This is a genomic window from uncultured Pseudoteredinibacter sp. (genome assembly GCF_947500695.1).
Classification (GTDB): domain Bacteria; phylum Pseudomonadota; class Gammaproteobacteria; order Pseudomonadales; family Cellvibrionaceae; genus Pseudoteredinibacter.
This window is the reverse complement of record NZ_CANMSS010000011.1, coordinates 36,101-53,971: the sequence shown is the minus strand read 5'-3', so window position 1 is coordinate 53,971 and position 17,871 is coordinate 36,101. Positions and strand designations below refer to the sequence as shown.

General features: G+C 47.1%; 15 protein-coding genes. 9 read left to right on the top strand and 6 right to left on the bottom strand.

The features are described 5' to 3' along the window. Nucleotides 1–146: 146 nt before the first annotated feature. Nucleotides 147–869, top strand: a complete 723-nt coding sequence (locus Q1A08_RS17515) for a transporter substrate-binding domain-containing protein (RefSeq protein WP_299775298.1) — start codon at nt 147–149, stop codon at nt 867–869. Nucleotides 870–871: 2 nt separating this feature from the next. Here Q1A08_RS17515 and Q1A08_RS17510 read toward each other — a convergent pair whose 3' ends face one another. Further along, on the bottom strand, nt 872–2,635 hold the full coding sequence (locus Q1A08_RS17510) for a GspE/PulE family protein (protein ID WP_299775296.1): 1,764 nt from the start codon (nt 2,633–2,635) through the stop codon (nt 872–874). Nucleotides 2,636–2,911: 276 nt separating this feature from the next. On the opposite strand from Q1A08_RS17510, the gene Q1A08_RS17505 reads away from it, so the two are divergent. From Q1A08_RS17505 to Q1A08_RS17490, 4 genes are all read left to right on the top strand, one after another. Then, nucleotides 2,912–3,592, top strand: coding sequence for a TIGR00153 family protein (locus Q1A08_RS17505; RefSeq protein ID WP_299775294.1), 681 nt, complete (start codon nt 2,912–2,914; stop codon nt 3,590–3,592). Between the two features lie 75 nt (nt 3,593–3,667). Next, on the top strand, nt 3,668–4,936 hold the full coding sequence (locus Q1A08_RS17500) for an inorganic phosphate transporter (protein ID WP_299775293.1): 1,269 nt from the start codon (nt 3,668–3,670) through the stop codon (nt 4,934–4,936). A 218-nt stretch (nt 4,937–5,154) separates the two neighbouring features. After that, entirely contained in the window at nt 5,155–5,562 is a 408-nt protein-coding gene (locus Q1A08_RS17495; RefSeq protein WP_299775291.1) for a hypothetical protein, read from the top strand. A 52-nt stretch (nt 5,563–5,614) separates the two neighbouring features. Further along, nucleotides 5,615–6,241, top strand: a complete 627-nt coding sequence (locus tag Q1A08_RS17490) for a LysE family translocator (RefSeq protein ID WP_299775289.1) — start codon at nt 5,615–5,617, stop codon at nt 6,239–6,241. A gap of 35 nt (nt 6,242–6,276) precedes the next feature. On the opposite strand, the gene Q1A08_RS17485 is transcribed toward Q1A08_RS17490, so the two are convergent. Genes Q1A08_RS17485 through Q1A08_RS17465 form a run of 5 tightly spaced genes read right to left on the bottom strand, consistent with a single transcriptional unit; the run spans nt 6,277 to nt 11,584 of the window. Then, entirely contained in the window at nt 6,277–7,512 is a 1,236-nt protein-coding gene (locus tag Q1A08_RS17485; RefSeq protein WP_299775287.1) for an ABC transporter permease, read from the bottom strand. After that, on the bottom strand, nt 7,512–8,708 hold the full coding sequence (locus Q1A08_RS17480; RefSeq protein WP_299775286.1) for an efflux RND transporter periplasmic adaptor subunit: 1,197 nt from the start codon (nt 8,706–8,708) through the stop codon (nt 7,512–7,514). Before Q1A08_RS17480 ends, Q1A08_RS17485 begins: the two co-directional genes overlap by 1 nt. Next, nucleotides 8,705–9,865, bottom strand: coding sequence for an efflux RND transporter periplasmic adaptor subunit (locus Q1A08_RS17475; protein WP_299775284.1), 1,161 nt, complete (start codon nt 9,863–9,865; stop codon nt 8,705–8,707). Before Q1A08_RS17475 ends, Q1A08_RS17480 begins: the two co-directional genes overlap by 4 nt. Beyond that, nucleotides 9,865–10,857: an HlyD family efflux transporter periplasmic adaptor subunit gene (locus Q1A08_RS17470; RefSeq protein WP_299775282.1), complete on the bottom strand. Its 993-nt coding sequence runs from the start codon at nt 10,855–10,857 to the stop codon at nt 9,865–9,867. The genes Q1A08_RS17475 and Q1A08_RS17470 overlap by 1 nt, the downstream gene beginning before the upstream one ends. Further along, entirely contained in the window at nt 10,850–11,584 is a 735-nt protein-coding gene (locus tag Q1A08_RS17465) for an ABC transporter ATP-binding protein (protein ID WP_363323549.1), read from the bottom strand. The genes Q1A08_RS17470 and Q1A08_RS17465 overlap by 8 nt, the downstream gene beginning before the upstream one ends. A 214-nt stretch (nt 11,585–11,798) precedes the next feature. Between Q1A08_RS17465 and Q1A08_RS17460 the strand changes: the two genes are divergently transcribed. The 4 genes from Q1A08_RS17460 to Q1A08_RS17445 all read left to right on the top strand — a co-directional run bounded on the left by Q1A08_RS17460 (nt 11,799) and on the right by Q1A08_RS17445 (nt 17,871). Next, a complete protein-coding gene (locus Q1A08_RS17460) occupies nt 11,799–14,120 on the top strand; it encodes a TonB-dependent receptor (RefSeq protein ID WP_299775280.1) in 2,322 nt (773 codons plus the stop codon). 185 nt (nt 14,121–14,305) lie between these two features. Next, complete coding sequence (gene argE / locus Q1A08_RS17455) at nt 14,306–15,469, top strand: acetylornithine deacetylase (RefSeq protein WP_299775278.1); 1,164 nt, start codon at nt 14,306–14,308, stop codon at nt 15,467–15,469. Between the two features lie 110 nt (nt 15,470–15,579). Continuing rightward, on the top strand, nt 15,580–16,893 hold the full coding sequence (gene argA / locus Q1A08_RS17450; RefSeq protein ID WP_299775276.1) for an amino-acid N-acetyltransferase: 1,314 nt from the start codon (nt 15,580–15,582) through the stop codon (nt 16,891–16,893). Between the two features lie 177 nt (nt 16,894–17,070). Then, on the top strand, nt 17,071–17,871 hold the full coding sequence (locus Q1A08_RS17445; protein ID WP_299775275.1) for an MBL fold metallo-hydrolase: 801 nt from the start codon (nt 17,071–17,073) through the stop codon (nt 17,869–17,871).

The window sequence follows — 17,871 nt, the reverse complement described above, 5'->3', positions numbered from 1 at the left end:
GAGCGTATTTTCAGCAAATAGTTTTATACTTTCGAGTGCACCCTGATATTGAAACATTTCAATATCCGTAACTAAGAACATTTATCGACAACCCATAAACCTATTGCCATCTCATGTTCAAAATTTTTGTTTTGCTGAAATTTATTGTGTTGATAACAAACGCTTCCATTGTGGCAAGCCAAAGCCTTAGCTTTGTGACCACTGATGAAGACTACCCCCCTTATACCTACACCGATAAAAACGGCCAAGCGTCAGGCATTTATGTTGAGCTAGCCAAGCAAGTGGCACAATCACTGGAACAAGAAGTGAGTTTTTATGCACTACCTTGGCGAAGAGCGAGCGCCCTAGCACGTCAAGGCAAGATAGATGTTTTGCTGATCGCCTACGATATTCCAGAAAACCGACGCAACTTTTGGATTATTCCCGGTAACGAGCTAGGCACAACCAGCTACACAATTTGCACCTTAAAAGAACATCCAGCAATCGACAAAAATAAACGAATAACAGAATTACCAGAAAAGTTAACCATCAATACTGTTGATGGCTACGATTATGCTTTTTCTGCTAGACAAGATATCAGCTTAAACACTCAGGCGATTGGGCGCAGCGAGCCCCACTTAATTTCATTACTACTAGGAAGGCGGCTCGAAGCAATTCTAATCGAACAATCGACATTAGATTTTCACCCAAGAAAAAAAGAACTGTGCTGCCTGGAAGAGAAGATAATAGGCGCCACAGAGTTTATAGCGTTTTCAAAAGCCGCCACTAGCCGACAACAAGCGGTAAACTTTTCATCGGCCATGCAGGAATTTAAAAAAAGTCCAGCATTTAAAGCGTTACTCAATAAATACCAAATCAAGGCGCTATAAAATTATTTTTCCGGCGGCGGAGCCACACGGATAACCTCTTCGATAGTGGTCGTACCGGCAGACACTTTTTGCGCACCGGATAAACGCAAAGTCCGCATACCTTCTCGCATTGCTTCTTTTCGCATAGCCTGCAAATCTAATTGATCATCGATCAAGCCACGCAAATGTTCACTTAACAGTAGGATCTCGTAGATGCCCTGGCGGCCTAGATAACCAGTGTGGCGGCACTCATTACAGCCAGTTGGCTTATAAACATGCTTCGGCGGCGTCACCTTCCAAGGCGCAACCAAACTGTTCCATAAATCCAAATCTACAGGCGTTTCTTGTTTACAATGCGGGCAGAGGGTTCTTACCAAACGCTGCGCAACCACTCCACTTAAGGTAGAGCGAATCATATAAGCCGGTAAACCTAAATCCAACAGTCGACTCAAGGCACCGGCGGCATCATTGGTATGCAAAGTGCTCAAAACCAGATGGCCAGTTAAGGCAGCCTGCGAGGCCATCTGCGCTGTTTCTTGATCTCGAATCTCTCCTACCATAATAATATCTGGGTCTTGTCGCATCAGGGTTCTTACACCGGCAGCGAAATCCAAACCAATATTATTTTGCACCTGGGTTTGGTTAAAACTGTCTTCAACCATTTCGATGGGATCTTCGATGGTGCTAACATTTACCTCGCTAGTGGCCAAGCTCTTAAGACTGGTATAAAGCGTGGTGGTTTTACCGGAGCCAGTCGGCCCGGTAACCAACACAATACCGTTTGGACGGCCAACCATTTCCTGCCAGCGATCAAGGTCATCTCCAAGTAAGCCCAAATCCTCAAAGCTGCGCAACAGCACATCAGGATCAAAAATTCGCATCACCAGTTTTTCACCAAAAGCCGTCGGCAAGGTCGAAAGGCGAAGCTCTACTTCGCTGCCGTCTGGACGTTTGGTTTTCACTCGGCCATCTTGAGGCTTTCGCTTTTCAGCAATATCCATGCGACCAAGAATCTTCATTCGACTCAGAACGGCGGTGGAGACCCCCTTCGGCAGCTCATAAACCGCGTGTAGGATGCCGTCAATACGAAAGCGCAGCTTGCCAGTTTCACGGCGCGGCTCTAAGTGAATATCACTAGCGCGCTGATCGAAAGCATACTGCAGCAACCAATCAACAATATTAATAATGTGCTGATCATTGGCTTCTGGATCCTTCAGCTTGCCGAGTTCTAATAATTGCTCAAAGTTACTGACCGAGGTGCCACCCTGCAGGCCTTTAGCACCAGAAATAGATCGAGATAAGGTATAAATCTCTGCACGTGCTTTATCCACATCGCCAGGGAAGGCAAAAACACGGCGCACTTTCTTGCGTGCAACATGCTCGAGTTGTTCAACCCAAGCGTTATTGAAGGGCTGGTTGCTAGCTACCGTAATATGGTCAGAACTCACCTCAACACAAAGAATGTCGTGGCGCTTGGCGAAGGCAAAGGACATCACCTTCGTTACTTCCGCCGCCCGCAGTTTTAAGCTATCTAAATGAAACACCGGCAAGCCCGCCTTATCGGCCATCCACTGACTCAGGACATCGGCATTGAGGATCTGCCCCTCTTGGCTTTGATCATCTAAACGCTGATTGGCGACATAGGTTATGGGGTGCATCGACGCTTCATCTTTACTGCGACTAGAGCCGATCAGCACGTTGGCATCAGCGGCACTTAGCCGGCCATCTGCGCGAAGGTCATCAAGGACACTACGCAAACTGAGTATTCGATCTGAAACGGCATTCATAATGGGCTCTCGCTTAGATTGTGCTTAGCAGCTAGCTTAGCATAGTCGCTGGATATATCACCTTAAATAACACCATAAATCAAGGGCTTACAGCCCCTCATTTACTGTTGACTGAAGGCCATGTTTGGCGCCCATTAGAGCTAGATCAGGCACTGTCAAATAAAGTTCATTTTTTTGTCATATTTGTGATGACGGCTAGGCCCGCTAGCACTATACTGCGCCCACTTTGCCGACCCTCGGCAAGCCCAAATCAACACCCTAAATTGGGAGCTTCCTATGGTTATTGGTAACCCCCTGACGAGCCTATTTGGTAAGTCACCCATTACCCCTATGCAGGAGCATATGAAAGTGGCCACCAGTGCCGCTGAATTGCTATTAGACTTCTTTTCGGCCGCCCTTGAGAACGACTGGAAAAAAGCCGAGCAAATACAACAAGATATCTCAGAAAAAGAAAATCAAGCCGATGAGCTAAAGCGCGAACTACGCCGTCATCTGCCAAAAAGTCTGTTCTTACCTGTACCCCGTACGGATCTTTTAGAGCTGCTGGCGATGCAAGATAAGATTGCTAATCGCGCCAAAGATATTGCAGGCATTATGCTGGGTCGCCAAATGGTACCACCTGCGGCAATCGCACCAGAGCTTACCGCCTTTGTACAGGCTGCTGTTGATACCGCACGTCTAGCTCACAAAGCCATCAATGAACTAGACGAGTTATTGGAAACCGGCTTCTCCGGCCGGGAAATGGATTTGGTTGAAAAGCTTATCGAAGACCTTGATGCCCAAGAAAGCCATACCGACAGACTAGAGATCCAAATGCGTCTTGCGCTCTTCAAAATTGAAGAAGATCTACCGCCTGTACAGGTGATGTTCCTTTATCGCGTAATCGAATGGATTGGTGATTTAGCTGATCGTGCAGAAAAAGTAGGCTCTCGCTTACAGCTTTTACTTGCCCGATAACAAGCCCAGTAACGAATAATTAATAAAACCTCCCCACAGATATTAAGGGGAGCATAAGAAGATGTGGAGTTAACTATGACCGTGCTCGCAGAATACGGCAATGTGCTATTAATTATGGCCTGTATCTTTGGCCTCTTTATGGCTTGGGGTGTCGGCGCTAACGATGTTGCCAATGCCATGGGAACCTCTGTAGGTTCTAAAGCTTTAACCATTAAGCAGGCGATTATCATCGCCATGGTATTTGAATTTTTAGGGGCCTATTTGGCCGGTGGTGAGGTAACCTCCACCATTCGTAAAGGAATTATCGACCCCAATTTATTTAACGATACGCCCGAGTTACTAGTCTACGGGATGCTCTCGGCCTTATTGGCCGCCGGCACCTGGCTATTGATTGCCAGTATCATGGGTTGGCCGGTTTCTACGACTCACTCTATCGTCGGTGCGATTGTTGGTTTTGCCGCTGTTGGTATTTCGGTAGACGCCGTTTCTTGGGGCAAAGTCATGAAGATTGTTGCCAGTTGGGTCGTTTCGCCCGTGCTGGCAGGCACCATCTCCTTTATGTTGTTCCGCAGCGTACAGAGATTGATTCTTGATACCGATAATCCCTTTGCCAATGCCAAACGCTATATCCCAATGTATATGTTTGCAGTAGGCTTTTTGATTGCCATGGTGACCATTCTTAAAGGCCTTAAACACGTCTTTAAAGATGCTGGCTTTAAACTCAGCTTTATCGAGTCTATCGGTATCGCTGCCATTATTGGTTTAGCCGTTGCGGCCTTTGGTATCTTCTTGCTCAACAAGGTCAAGTACCAAGAAGACGAGAACAATCGCTTCGCCAGTGTAGAAAAAGTGTTCGCCATTCTGATGGTATTTACCGCTTGTGCGATGGCCTTTGCCCATGGTTCTAACGATGTTGCTAACGCCGTTGGCCCACTAGCTGCTGTTGTTAATGTAATCCAGAGCGGCGGTGTTGCAGCTAAATCCATGATGCCTAGCTGGATCCTTTTACTCGGTGGCGTAGGTATTGTTTTAGGCTTGGCGACTTACGGCTTTAAGGTGATTGCTACGGTTGGTAAAAAGATTACCGAGCTTACTCCAAGCCGTGGGTTTGCTGCCGAGTTAGGTGCTGCCGGCACAGTAGTATTGGCATCTGGCACAGGCCTGCCGATCTCAACCACACACACCTTAGTAGGCGCTATCTTGGGTGTTGGCCTGGCTCGCGGCATCGGTGCATTGAACCTACGCGTTATTGGCACCATCGCCATGTCTTGGGTTATTACCCTACCGGCAGGTGCCGGCTTGGCCATTGTGTTCTTCTTCCTATTTAAAGGAATCTTCGGCTAAACAGCCGGGTTTTTCAGGCAGGGGCCAGCCCCTGCCGCACCTTCCCAATACTCCTGCTTGCCTTCCATACGCCAGAGAGCGGAAACGACCTAGTAGCACAGCAATAATTGACCCTTCAAAAAACTTTAACATTCGCCTTTCTCAACTGGTCTACACTCAACAGTGAAGTAATAACAAGGAGTTTGCTTCGCAATTGAATCAACTGGGAGATCAAGGATATGTTTAAAGCCCCCCATTATTTCAAGAATGAAAAATCTCATACCATTGTAGCTTTATCTCTAGTCGCATTGCTAAGCTTGTTGCTGAGTGTTTATTTGGCGTCTGGCCTAGGCCAAAATTTTGGTGATGTGCTAGTCGCAGCGATATTGTTGTTTACCTCGATAGAATTAGGCCGGCGTTGCATTGGATTGTTTATCACCCCCCTCAAAACCAGCTGGTATACGCTGTGGAGTTTTAGGTTCGATAGCCATAGCCGCGCTGCGCTTCTGGTTGCGACCATCTTCGCGCTCATGCAAATAAGCGCAGCCGGCGGCTTGCAGGATATTTTACTGGGCACTTTACTGTTCAGCGGCTTTCTGTACTTTGTCTGCATCCCCATGCAGGGACACAAACTAAAGCGTCACTAATTCAGCATAATTCACTGCTCTCTAAAGCGGGCATTAGTGGTATGCTTCGCCCATGATTAGTATAGATATTCTCCTTGCCTTTATTGCCGCATCAGCCCTGCTCGCCTTCGCACCAGGTCCTGATAATATTTTTGTGTTAACCCAGTCGGCTCTCAGTGGTCGTAAAGCTGGCATCATGGTCACACTCGGCCTTTGCACCGGCCTAATTGCGCACACTGTTGCTGTCGCTGCAGGAGTGGCTGCTATATTTCAGGTGAGTGCAGTTGCCTTTACTGCGCTAAAAGCAGTGGGCGCAGCCTATCTGCTCTATCTCGCTTGGGGCGCCTTTAGAGCTGGCGCCGAAGATATTGAGGCCGGTGAAAGTAATAATCTATCGGCCTTCACGCTTTTCCGACGCGGCATCATTATGAATATCACCAACCCCAAGGTGGCGATTTTCTTCTTGGCCTTCCTACCCCAATTCACCGATCCAAGCGCGGGCAATGTCAGCCTTCAGATTGTTAGTTTAGGCGCGGTATTTATGGCGGTAGCTTTCGTCTGCTTCTCGCTAATAGCGATTCTATCTGGGTTTCTTAGCCAACTATTGCGTCGCTCACCTAAAGCTCAAATTATTTTAAATCGTATAGCCGGAACTGTATTTGTCGCACTGGCCATCAAACTCGCCAGTAGCGAACGTTAACAAACAAGATCGTAAAATTAGCCCACCAAGCCTGATCACTCTCGCTGTAATGCAGTGATGGGGTCGAGCTTGGAAGCCTTAATTGCTGGATAGATGCCAAACAACAAACCAACCCCACAACAAAACACCACCGAAATCACAATCGCTACGGGAGACCATGCTACCGGCCAACCCGAAAACAGTGAAATAACTGCCGCCAACGCAAAGCCCAAAGCAATACCCAACAAGCCCCCAATAACCGAGATAGTAAAGCTCTCCACCATAAATTGATTGCGAATATCTTCTTGGGTAGCACCTACAGCTCGCAGTAAACCAATTTCTTTAGTACGTTCTAAAACACTGGCCAGCATAATATTCATAATACCAATGCCACCAACCAGCAGCGAAATACCGGCAACACAGGACATGATAATATTAAAAATTCTTTGAGTAGCTTTATGTTGTTGCAGTAGCGCTGCCGGAACCAATACATCAAAGTCTTTCTCTTGGCCATGACGCTTGAGCAACAAATGCTCTAAGCTTTTAGCGGCAGCCACCGCTGGAATATCCTCTTTCAACTCCAGCTTAAACCTATCCAGCTCACTACTTAATTCAGCATGCTTAAAACGCTTTTGCGCTGTACTCAGAGGAAGAAATATCGTATTGCCATTGACCGATAGCTCTACCCCCTGAAAGCTGTCTTTCGATAAGTGTTTATTTTTAAGCACACCAATCACTTCCAGCCAGACATGGTTTACTTTGAATATCTCTCCAACAGCACTGCGCTGGGGAAAAAGCTGGGCAGCGGCCTCTTCACTTAAAACAGCCACCTGGGCAAATAAGCGATCGTCTCGCTCACTAATCCAACGCCCCTCATACATAGCACTCCTGGATAGCTCAAAGTGACTTTCGCTCACCCCTTGTACACTGCTATCGCCCTGCGCATATGCACTAAACAAGGTATGCACATCTAAATCTTTTTCCGCAGAGTAATTAAGAACAAAAGGCATGGTATCCAGAGCCGATTCCACATCAGAAAGCGCTAGCCCTATAGAATGTTTGCGCAGCTCTTTTAATCGCTCCTTATCGATATCCCGCTCTTCCACGATTAGATTTCTAACCCCCATGGAATCGATCAAGCTAAGAGCTTCCTCTTCAGCACCCTCACCCACACTGATCATGGCGATAACTGCACCCACTCCAAACACAATTCCCAGCAGGGTAAGCAGCGTTCTCAGCTTGTGATGCCAGAGCTGATCGACCGCATCATAAAAATCATCTCTAAGTGCCATTAGATTTCCACCAAATTACCGGGCAAGCTCAGCGCTACCTGCTCACCAGATTCCAAACCGCGACTAATTTCCACACGACTCAAGCTTCTCAATCCCAAGCCAACCAGCCTCTTCTCAAAGCCCGCTGAGCTTTTAACATAGACCCAATGAACGCCATCTTTGCTAAACAAACTTTGTCGCGGCACTGTCAAAGTATCAGCTTTGCTAACGATGGATATATCGCCCTGCAAACGCTGTCCAGGACGCATAAAGCTGGAATCCGTATTTTTAATGTCGACAATAACTTCAAAATAATTGATGGGGCTTTTTCTAGAACGCGGCGCCGCGACGGAGGAGATCGATAAAAGCTCGCCTTTAATAAGCTTATCGGGGAAAGCATCCAAATGCAGTTCAACTGCCTGACCAGGCTCGATGCCTAAGGCCTCGCTCTCCAAGACAAACAATTTAGCTTGCAGAGCTTCAAGATTAGGAATATTGCCGATGCGACTGCCCGACCAAAGCTGTTGCCCAATTTGAACTTTGTCGCCGCGCCAATTTTTATGGTAGATAAAAATACCGTCTTGCGGAGCAAATACTTCTAGCTGCTGCAAGACTTTATCGTTGCGATCAATAGTGCTTTGCTCAGCCTGCTCTTTGACTTCGTGGACCGCCACTTGCGCCTTGCCTTGAGCAACAGAGGTCTCTTTTCGCCAGTCCAGATATTCGCGCTTCGAGCCCAGATACTCCTTATCCAGCATTTGGTCGGCAATTTCGTTTTTACTATAGACCAGCAAATCATCCACTGAAAAACGCTCACTTAGTGCTAGTTCTTCATCAACCACATGACTTTCGCTCTGTACCGACATCTCATTTAATCTGAGTTGCGACTGGGTATTATTCTTCGCTAAAGCATGCTGCTGTAATGCCCACTGTGCTTTTTGCAAACTCAACTGGTAACGACTAGCATCAAATTTCGCTAACAGATCACCTTTTTTTACGGTACTGTTTTCTGGCTTTAACCAATCTAAACGCAGCGCATTCATAGAACTCATCGGGGCTGAAATGGTTTTATTCTCTTTGGCCTGTAGCTCACCCTTCGCTTTCAAAACTACATTAAAGTCGGCACGCTCCACTGTTACTGATATGGTTTTTTCCTGCTCTACTTCGGCACAAGCGAGCAAGCTCAGAATAAGAGGCAGTGCAATCCATCGCTTCATAATAATTGCTCTCCTCCATTAAGGCCTTTATCAACGACCACTCTATCTCCCACAAAGCCTGCAACATGGATATCCTTTCGACTAATACCCAACCAAGAATCCAGCTCCACATAGGCTTGCTCGCCATCGTACTTCACATATCGCTTTGGTAATGCGGCCACATTTTCGAGTCGCTGCTTGAGCACCTCTAAGCGAACAGCCATACCTGGGCGCATTATCTCTGGGTCAGACTCCTCCAGCTCTACAATGGCGTCATAAACCATGCTGGGGTCATCATGGGCTTTCATACGAACAATCTTACCGATTTTAAGTAGGCGCCCTTGAAAGACTCGATCAGGCAGAGCATCCAATCTTATTTTCACCTCTTTACCCAGCTTTAGATCAGAAAAATGATGCTCTTGAATGGTCGTTTTTACCTGCATTTTATTGAGGTTGGGTATCTCTAGGATATTCTGGGAAAGATAAACAGTGTCACCCACTGAGAATCTATTGCCTTGATAATCTTTTAGATGTACGACGACGCCCGATTTCCTAGCCTTCTGATGCAGGTTGCCCAATCCTTTTTGATGCCCCTGCACCTCAGCACTCAAGCGCGCTATCTCCGACTCAGTGATCTCTTTCTGCATTTTCGCTTCGGCTAACTGACTTTCCAAGCGAGCCTTTTCAAGCAGAAGCTCTTGCTCAGCAATCTTCAACTCCACGATTAGGCGCTTAACATCCAACTTAGCGGCATAGTCTCCATCCTGAGAAGCCTTACGCTGAGCTTTTTTGAGTTGCATTCTGGTTTCTGAAAGCGACAGTTTTAAATCTTCTGACGCCTGCTCGTTAACTAGACTTTCACTTTCTAACTTTTTTTGCTCGGCCTGTAATGCCGCGCTGCTTTTTTGCAAGCGTTGCATCTGTTGTTGAGTATCATATTCCAGCAGTCTTTCGCCTTCTTTTATCTCTGCCCCCTCTGCAGCTAGATAAGTGATTTTGTACTGCCAAGTTCGTTTAATAAATGGCGCACTGACTTTAATTGAATCGGAAGAAATTAACTCTCCAGTTGAATCGATACTAAGATCAATCGCTTCAAGCTTAACTCGATAAGAACTTTGATCTGACTCTACACAAGCCGTTAATGTAGCAATCAACAGCACTAGCAGAATTCTTTTCATTAAATTTCTCCCGCCAATTGCTGCTCATTACCCGAGAGCCTTACCATCACGCTCATACCTGGCAATAATTGGCTGGCATCAAAACTGCTATCATCAAGTTCAACTTCTAATGCATGATAATAGGCCTCCCCCCAAACTGGGCGAGATTCACCTTGCTGACTAATATGCTTTAACTGGCCTTTGATGCCCGCCTTGTTTAGAGCATCTACATACAATTCAACCGGCCCGGTTTTCACCCTAGCGATGTCGACCTCATTCAGCCACGCCTTGATATAAAGCTGACTAGTATCTGGAATTTCAAGCACCACAAATCCTTTTTGTACGGTATCGCCGGCCTTAATGGTTTGCCCTGTCCACGGGTGTCGTACATATACCACCGCACCGCTGCGTTCAGCCTTCTGAGTTAGTCCTTTTAGCATGACCTGCTTACGGCCAAGTTCAGCCTGGGCAGATTTATATTGAATTTTCGCGGTCGCGATTTGATTTTCCAGTTCCACTTCTTTTTGGGCAAGCGCCTGCTCTTGCTCCTTCAGAGCTAACTGCTTCTTTTTCTTTTCTAACTGATATTTCTCGAATGTAATTTTTGTTAAATGGCTGGCTGGAATCGAGGCGTCCAAATCGGCCTTCTCAAGCTCTAAGCGTGCGATTTTCATTAAAGATTCCGCCTCCAAACGCTCGAGCCTTAGTTTCTGCTCCGTCTTTTTAGCTTCAGCTTCTGTCTTTCTCAATTTTGCTTCTTCGGCCTCTACTTCCGACTCCAAGGCCGCCGCATCAAACACCACCACGGTGTCGCCAGCCTTTACTTGCTTGCCTTCCTGCTCCAACCATTTGATCTGTAATTGCCAAGAATCAGAATCTGGCGTGCTAAATTGTTGCTTAAAACGAGCTTCCACAAAGCCACTGATTAGCAATGATTGAGCGGAGGCAAAGTTAGCAACAATAAGCGAAGTACCCAATAGTAGCCGGGCAATAATAGTGTTGAGCTTATACATCCTGTAACTCCCCATCCTTCATTAATAGTAATCGTTGAGAAAATTCAGCGATTTCCGCTTCATGGGTAATCAATACAATCGTTTGCCCTTGCTTATGCAGATCTTGTAGCAGGGCCATAATTTCCAAGGATGTTTTGCTATCCAAGTTGCCTGTTGGCTCATCGGCAAAAATAATTTTGGGTTTGTTAATTAAGGCTCGGGCTATCGCCACCCGCTGCCGCTGCCCACCTGAAAGCTCATAGGGCAAGTGATCTACTCGATCTGCCAACCCAACGGTTTGCAACATTTCTTTTGCTCGAGCGCTGGCTTCAGCGCGCTCCACATCGGCATAGCGCAAAGGCAGCATTACGTTTTGCAAAGCGCTTAAGCGTGGCAACAAATGAAAGGTCTGGAATACAAAACCAATTTCACGGTTGCGAATGGCCGCCAACTCTTTGTCTTCTAATTCAGATACATTGCGATTATTGAGTAAATAGGAACCGGCACTGGGCTTATCTAAGCAACCCAGAATATTCATCAAGGTCGATTTGCCCGAGCCCGAAGAGCCCATGATGGCGACAAATTCATTCTCTCGAATTTGCAAACTGATTGATTTAATAGCCTCGACGCGTAAATCGCCGCTTTGATAGGTTTTATTGAGCTGCTGTAGCTCGATAACGCAGGGGGCAGTTTCATTGTCTACATATTCACTGCCGACATGAGGGTGCGCTTTAATAGCAGGCTTCACTGGATCTTCCTCTGATCTCTCTGATTTTCTCTTGTTTCTATTTATAAGTTATTCCCAGCAGCATACCGAGCTATGCCGACCAGTCAAGCACCCACTCCACACAGGGTTAACTGAGCTTCACTTCATACATTTTACTTAGGCACAAACGATAACTATAATGCGAACCATTTTTATTAGTAACCACAAAAACAATATGTACCATAGGTGGAGAACCATGAAATTTAACCCCAAACTGCCTTTTGCAGCCTTGCTTTTACCCTTGGCCGTAAGTGCCAATTCTTATGCTGACGACGCCTCCTCAGCCAATGAAATAGAAGAAATTATTGTTACCGGCCAAAAGACCAGCCGCTCATTGCAGGACACAGTCGCATCGGTAGCCGTAGTCACCGATGTTGCGATGGAAGAACAAGGTATTCGTGACTTTTTTGAAGTTATGGAGCGCACCGCCAATATCACAGCTCAGCCAGGGGTGGGCTTCAATATTCGCGGAATCGACGCCTTTAACGTCTCTGGCAGCGGTAATAGCTACCTCACCAGTGTTTATATCGATGGCGCGGTAATGCCTTATCGCGTGATCCAGCAAGGTGCCTTTTCGACTTGGGACCTACAACAAGTTGAAGTATTACGTGGCCCACAATCCACCCTGCAGGGACGTAATGCTCTGGCCGGTGCTATTGTTATGAATAGCAAAAATCCAAGCCATGAATGGGATGCAAAATTTCGCATCGGTGGCGGCCAAGATGGGCGACGTGAAGCGGCCTTTGCTACTGGCGGCAGTATCGTAGAAGACGAGCTGGCTTTTCGCATTGCCGGCGAGCAACGCCAATGGGACGGTTATAACCACAATCCTACCCGCAATGACACTCCTGACTTTTTTGATTCGAAAAATCTGCGCGCCAAATTACTTTGGGAGCCAAGTGCATTACCAGAATTTTCGGCACTGCTGAGCTATTCCTATACCGATGCCGATGAAGGTACTCGTTATACCGACAACCCAGGCGAGGGAAAAAGCCCTTTTGATCATCGTATTAATGCCCATAACGACCCGATCACTGAGTTTACCGAAACCGATATTATTACTTTAGAGTTGAGCTATGAGCTCGGCGAAAATTGGAACTTTAAATCGATCAGCACTTATACGGATGCTGACTATGGTTATCTTTGGGATGGCGATGCTGGCCCAACTCCAGGCTCAATACTCGATGACAAACGTATTGATGAAACCCTAAGCCAAGAGTTTCGTTTTAGTTTTGACTATGAAAACTTCAAGGGCTTGATTGGCGCTTACTATTCAGATCTGGATGTTGATGACCGGGTAACGGGCAACCAGCAGATCACTTTGCAATCTCTTGGTGTACCAACACTGTTAGTTGCGCCTCCAGCGTTTGGCGGCCTGGGCTTGCCACAAAACTTGGCCAATATGGTTCTAGGCTTATACGCACCAGCCGATCCAGTTCTTCTTGGCCGTAACGCCGATCTTACCCAGGCTGTTACGACCAAAGCTATTTTCGCTGACTTTAGCTACAACATTAATGATCAGTGGGAGTTGTTTGCTGGCATTCGTTGGGACAAAGAAAGCCAAGAGAACAGCAGCGATACGCGCATTACTATTGATAATGTCGATGCACTGCCTAAGCCAGAAAATTTTGCAGCTAACCCTACTCTAGCGGCACTGATTACTGGCTTAAACGCCCAGCTCTTTCAAATGGCTGCTGATGCCTCTGGTGTTCAACCTCTAGTTGACGCTGACTTTTCTGAAGTACTGCCAAAGCTCGGCGTAAGCTATCACTGGAATGACGACATCACCACCAGCTTCACCTTCCAAAAAGGTTATCGCTCAGGTGGTGTGGGCAGTAATATCGCCAAGGGTTACAACTATCAGTTTGACCCAGAATTTACTGACAACTATGAATTTTCTTTCCGCTCACAGTGGCTGGATAAACGTTTAACCGTGAACGCTAACGCTTTCTACTTGGACTGGAGCGATCAGCAAGTTGCGGTACAGCTATCGGGTAACCGTTACGACACTGAAACTCGTAACGCCGGTAGCTCAGAGGTTAAAGGTATTGAGTTAGAAACCAGCTATGAGCTTTCTGATGAAATTAGCTTATACGGTTCTATTGGCCGCGCCAAAACTGAATTCAAAGAATTCAAATTGATCCTGCCAACCAATACCTATGACTTATCAGGGCGCGAGTTTGCTGGCGCACCTGAATGGACAGGAAACTTAGGTGTAACTTACAACGGCGACAATGGCTTTAGATTTAATGCCAATGCCAACTACACCGATGAGTCGCTTTCGAGTAATACGCCTTGGACACAAGCGCAGCCCGACACCCCACAGTATGACCCAAACAACGATTCTCGCTGGGTAGTTAATATGCGTGCGGGTTACGAGTGGGATAAATTTGGAGCCTATGTTCAAGTCAACAACTTGCTGGATGAAGAGTACATAATCCGCAATGACACTGGCAGTGGCGAACTATTCCTTGGCGCACCACGTCAGCTTAGCTTTACCTTAGAGGCCAACTTCTAAGAACTCAGTCAAAAAGAAAGTGGGGGTAATACCTTGCTTTCACTTAGCCCACAGGGAAGCGGGCTAAGCCCTTCAACAAACAACAAGAACACCGTTCAAGCGATTGCAAATCCCCAAGCTTTCATCCACAGTAGGGCCATATCGCTCCTGTACTGTTTCAATCCTAAACCCATGGATGAGCCGCAATGAACGAAAAGCTTTTCACGCAACGTCTTGCCGAACTGGTAAAGATCCCTTCGGTAAGCAGCCACTCTGCCCAATGGGATATGGGTAATATAAAAGTCATCCATACTCTAGCCGGCTGGCTTGAAGCGCTGCAATTTGATGTACAGATCCTTCCCGTAGACGGCCACGAAAATAAGGCCAATCTAATTGCCAGTCGCGGCAAAGGTAAAGGCGGCCTGGTTCTCGCCGGTCATACTGATACTGTGCCCTATGATGAAGGCCGCTGGCAAAGCGATCCTTTTGTATTGACCGATAGCAATGAGCGTTTTTATGGTTTAGGCGCGACCGACATGAAAGGGTTTTTCCCGGTTGCTCTCGCGGCCATCGAGCGCTTTGAAAAAGCCGAATTCCAGCAACCTTTAATTATCCTTGCCACGGCCGACGAAGAAAGCTCCATGAGTGGCGCGAATGCCTTAGCGGCACAAGGTTTTAATGAACAGGGGCAGGCACGCTATGCCGTCGTAGGTGAGCCAACAGGATTAAAGCCCATCTATATGCATAAAGGCATTATGATGGAGGAGCTTCGTATTACTGGCCAAAGCGGCCACTCCTCAAACCCTGCGCTAGGCAATAACGCCATGGAAGCTATGCACGAGGTGATGAGCGAACTGATGCTGTTTCGCCAAGAGCTGCAAGAGCGTTATCAGAACCCGGGCTTTGCGGTACCCACCCCCACCATGAACTTTGGCTGCATTCACGGCGGCGATAACCCCAACAGAATTTGCGCCGACTGCGCTATGCAATTTGATCTGCGAGCTATTCCGGGAATGAGCAATGACGAGATGCGCCAAGCGATCAAAGAACGTATCGCCATCGTTGCCCAAAGACGCCAGGTGACTATTGAACTGGAAACCTTATTCGGTGGTGTCGAGCCATTTGCCGAAGATAGAAGCAGCGAGCTGGTAAAAGCCGCCGAACAGCTTTGCCAGCACGATAGTGAAGCTGTAGCCTACGCCACGGAAGCACCCTTCCTTCAGCAGTTGGGTATTGAGACCCTGGTACTTGGCCCAGGCAGTATCGATCAAGCCCACCAGCCGGATGAGTTTATTGCGCAAGAGCAAATAGCGCCAGCCATCGATATTATCTCGGGTCTGATTAATCGCTTCTGCATTCCGCAAAAATAGCAGCCCCGTATAGAGTGACCAGAACCGCCCTATCATGGGTACATTCTCGCTTTTAATTGGCCCGATTGACGGGCTATACTCAAGACCTGTTTTAAAAAGAGCCTAACAAAGTGAACAAGCAAGACTACGTAAAATGGTTCCGCGACACCACACCCTATATAAAATCGCAACGCGGCAAGACCATTGTATTAATGCTGCCAGGTGCAGCTATCGCCCATGATAATTTTTTAAACATTGTCAGCGACATCAATCTGCTAAGCAGTTTAGGTGTGCGTTTGGTTTTAGTTCACGGTGCCCGACCACAAATTGAATCTCGCTTTGCCGCGGCTGGCCTTGATAGCCAGATACACAAAGGCAAACGCGTTACCGATCAGCAAAGTATGGGTTTGGTTTGTCAGTCTGTCGGTGAAGTTCGCAACCAGATCGAAGCTGCATTTTTTAGCCGCCACTTAAATGCCCCAAAAGGCGCCGAGTATGTACAGGTGGTTGGCGGAAATCTCGTCACCGCGATGCCAACCGGTGTGATTGGTGGCGTGGATTTACAATATACCGGCAAGGTTCGTCGGCTCGCCACAGATGCCATCGAAACCATGCTGGATAATCGCCAACTGGTTTTGATCTCACCACTGGGTTATTCGCCTACTGGTGAAACCTTTAATCTATCCTATGCCGAGCTGGCCACGCGAGTAGCTATTGATCTTAAAGCCGATAAGTTAATCGCATTTTGCTCTGAAGACGGCGCCTACAACGCCAAGGGCGAATTGTATCGGGAGTTAACTTTACTGGAATGCCAAGCGACCCTGGGCCACGATGGCGATTTAAACGATCATCGCTTGGCATTAGAGGCTTGCTATCGCGCTTGTGAGCAAGGCGTTGCCCGCGCTCACGTACTGAACTACGGTGACGACGGCGCCCTACTAAAAGAGATTTTTACCCGCGATGGAGCTGGCACCATGGTTTACCGCGACAGCTATGAGCTGATTCGCCGGGCACGCATTAGTGACGTTGGCGGCATACTGGATTTGATTCGCCCGCTCGAAAAACAAGGCATTCTGGTGCGCCGATCACGTGAGCGCTTAGAAATGGAAGTTGAGCATTTTACAGTAATGGAAAAAGACGGTGCCATTATCGCTTGCGCAGCCCTTTATCCATTTAACTCCGCCGGCTCTGGAGAGCTTGCCTGCGTAGTGACATCGCCTGAATATCAAGGTGGTGGACGAGCTGCAAAACTGCTTAAGCACATCGAACGTCAGGCCAAAAAATTAGGCTTCGAGCAGCTTTTCACACTCACGACACAAACCGCACACTGGTTTATTGAGCAGGGTTTTGAAGCGGCGAATGTTGCGATCTTGCCCGACGAAAAACAGTCATTTTATAACTACCAGCGAAACTCCAAGGTATTTGTCAAAAAAATTGACAAATAACATCCCCACTTAAAAGCTGAGCTGTATTCCTCCTGAATCCCGCTCAGTTTTTAGTCCTTTTGTGCTAACTATCACCACGATCTTGATCCAGATCATATGCTCTTTGAGCCCTCAGCATTAATGTGCACGGCCCAATCATAAAACCCAGTGCTAAAAGCCCAAAAGAGGCCTTCTTACATGAATATCTCTAGTAAAGCAGCGACGGTTCTTTACCGGAAAGATAACCATAGCTGCATCGTATTTTCAGATCTGGTGGAAGGTCATGGCGTCCAGGCCAACCAGTTTTTGATTATTGATGAAAACCACACCGCATTGATCGATCCCGGCGGCGATTTAACCTATACGCCGCTGTCGATTGAAATCAGCAAACACGTCAGTCTACAAGACTTGGATTATATTTTTGCGTCGCACCAAGACCCTGATATTATCGCCTCATTGCCACGCTGGATGATGCACAGTCACTGTAAGGTAGTCACACCAAAACTTTGGTCGCGATTTTTACCGCACTTGGCATCTAGCTTTATTACCGACAAACTCAGCTCCACCGTCGACGATAGAATTATTGCCGTGCCCGATGAAGGCCAAAAGATTCCTTTTGGGCGCAATGAAATTATTTGTCTACCTGCACATTTTTTACATTCAGTGGGCAACATAAACTTTTACGACCCAGTGAGTAAAATTTTGTTCTCTGGGGATATGGGTGCGTCAATGGTCGATAGCGATGCTGCCGAGCCAGTAGATGACTTTGCCGCTCATACTAAATTAATGGAAGGCTTTCACCGCCGTTATATGACCAGCAACAAAGCCTGCCGACTGTGGGCAAAAATGGTCAGCCAGTTAGACGTACAAATGATCGTGCCACAGCATGGCCGACCATTTGTTGGCCGTACCATGATTGCACAATTCTTAAAATGGATTAGCAATTTAAAATGCGGAGTGGACTTGTTGAGCGAACAGGATTACCAAGTTATCAAATAA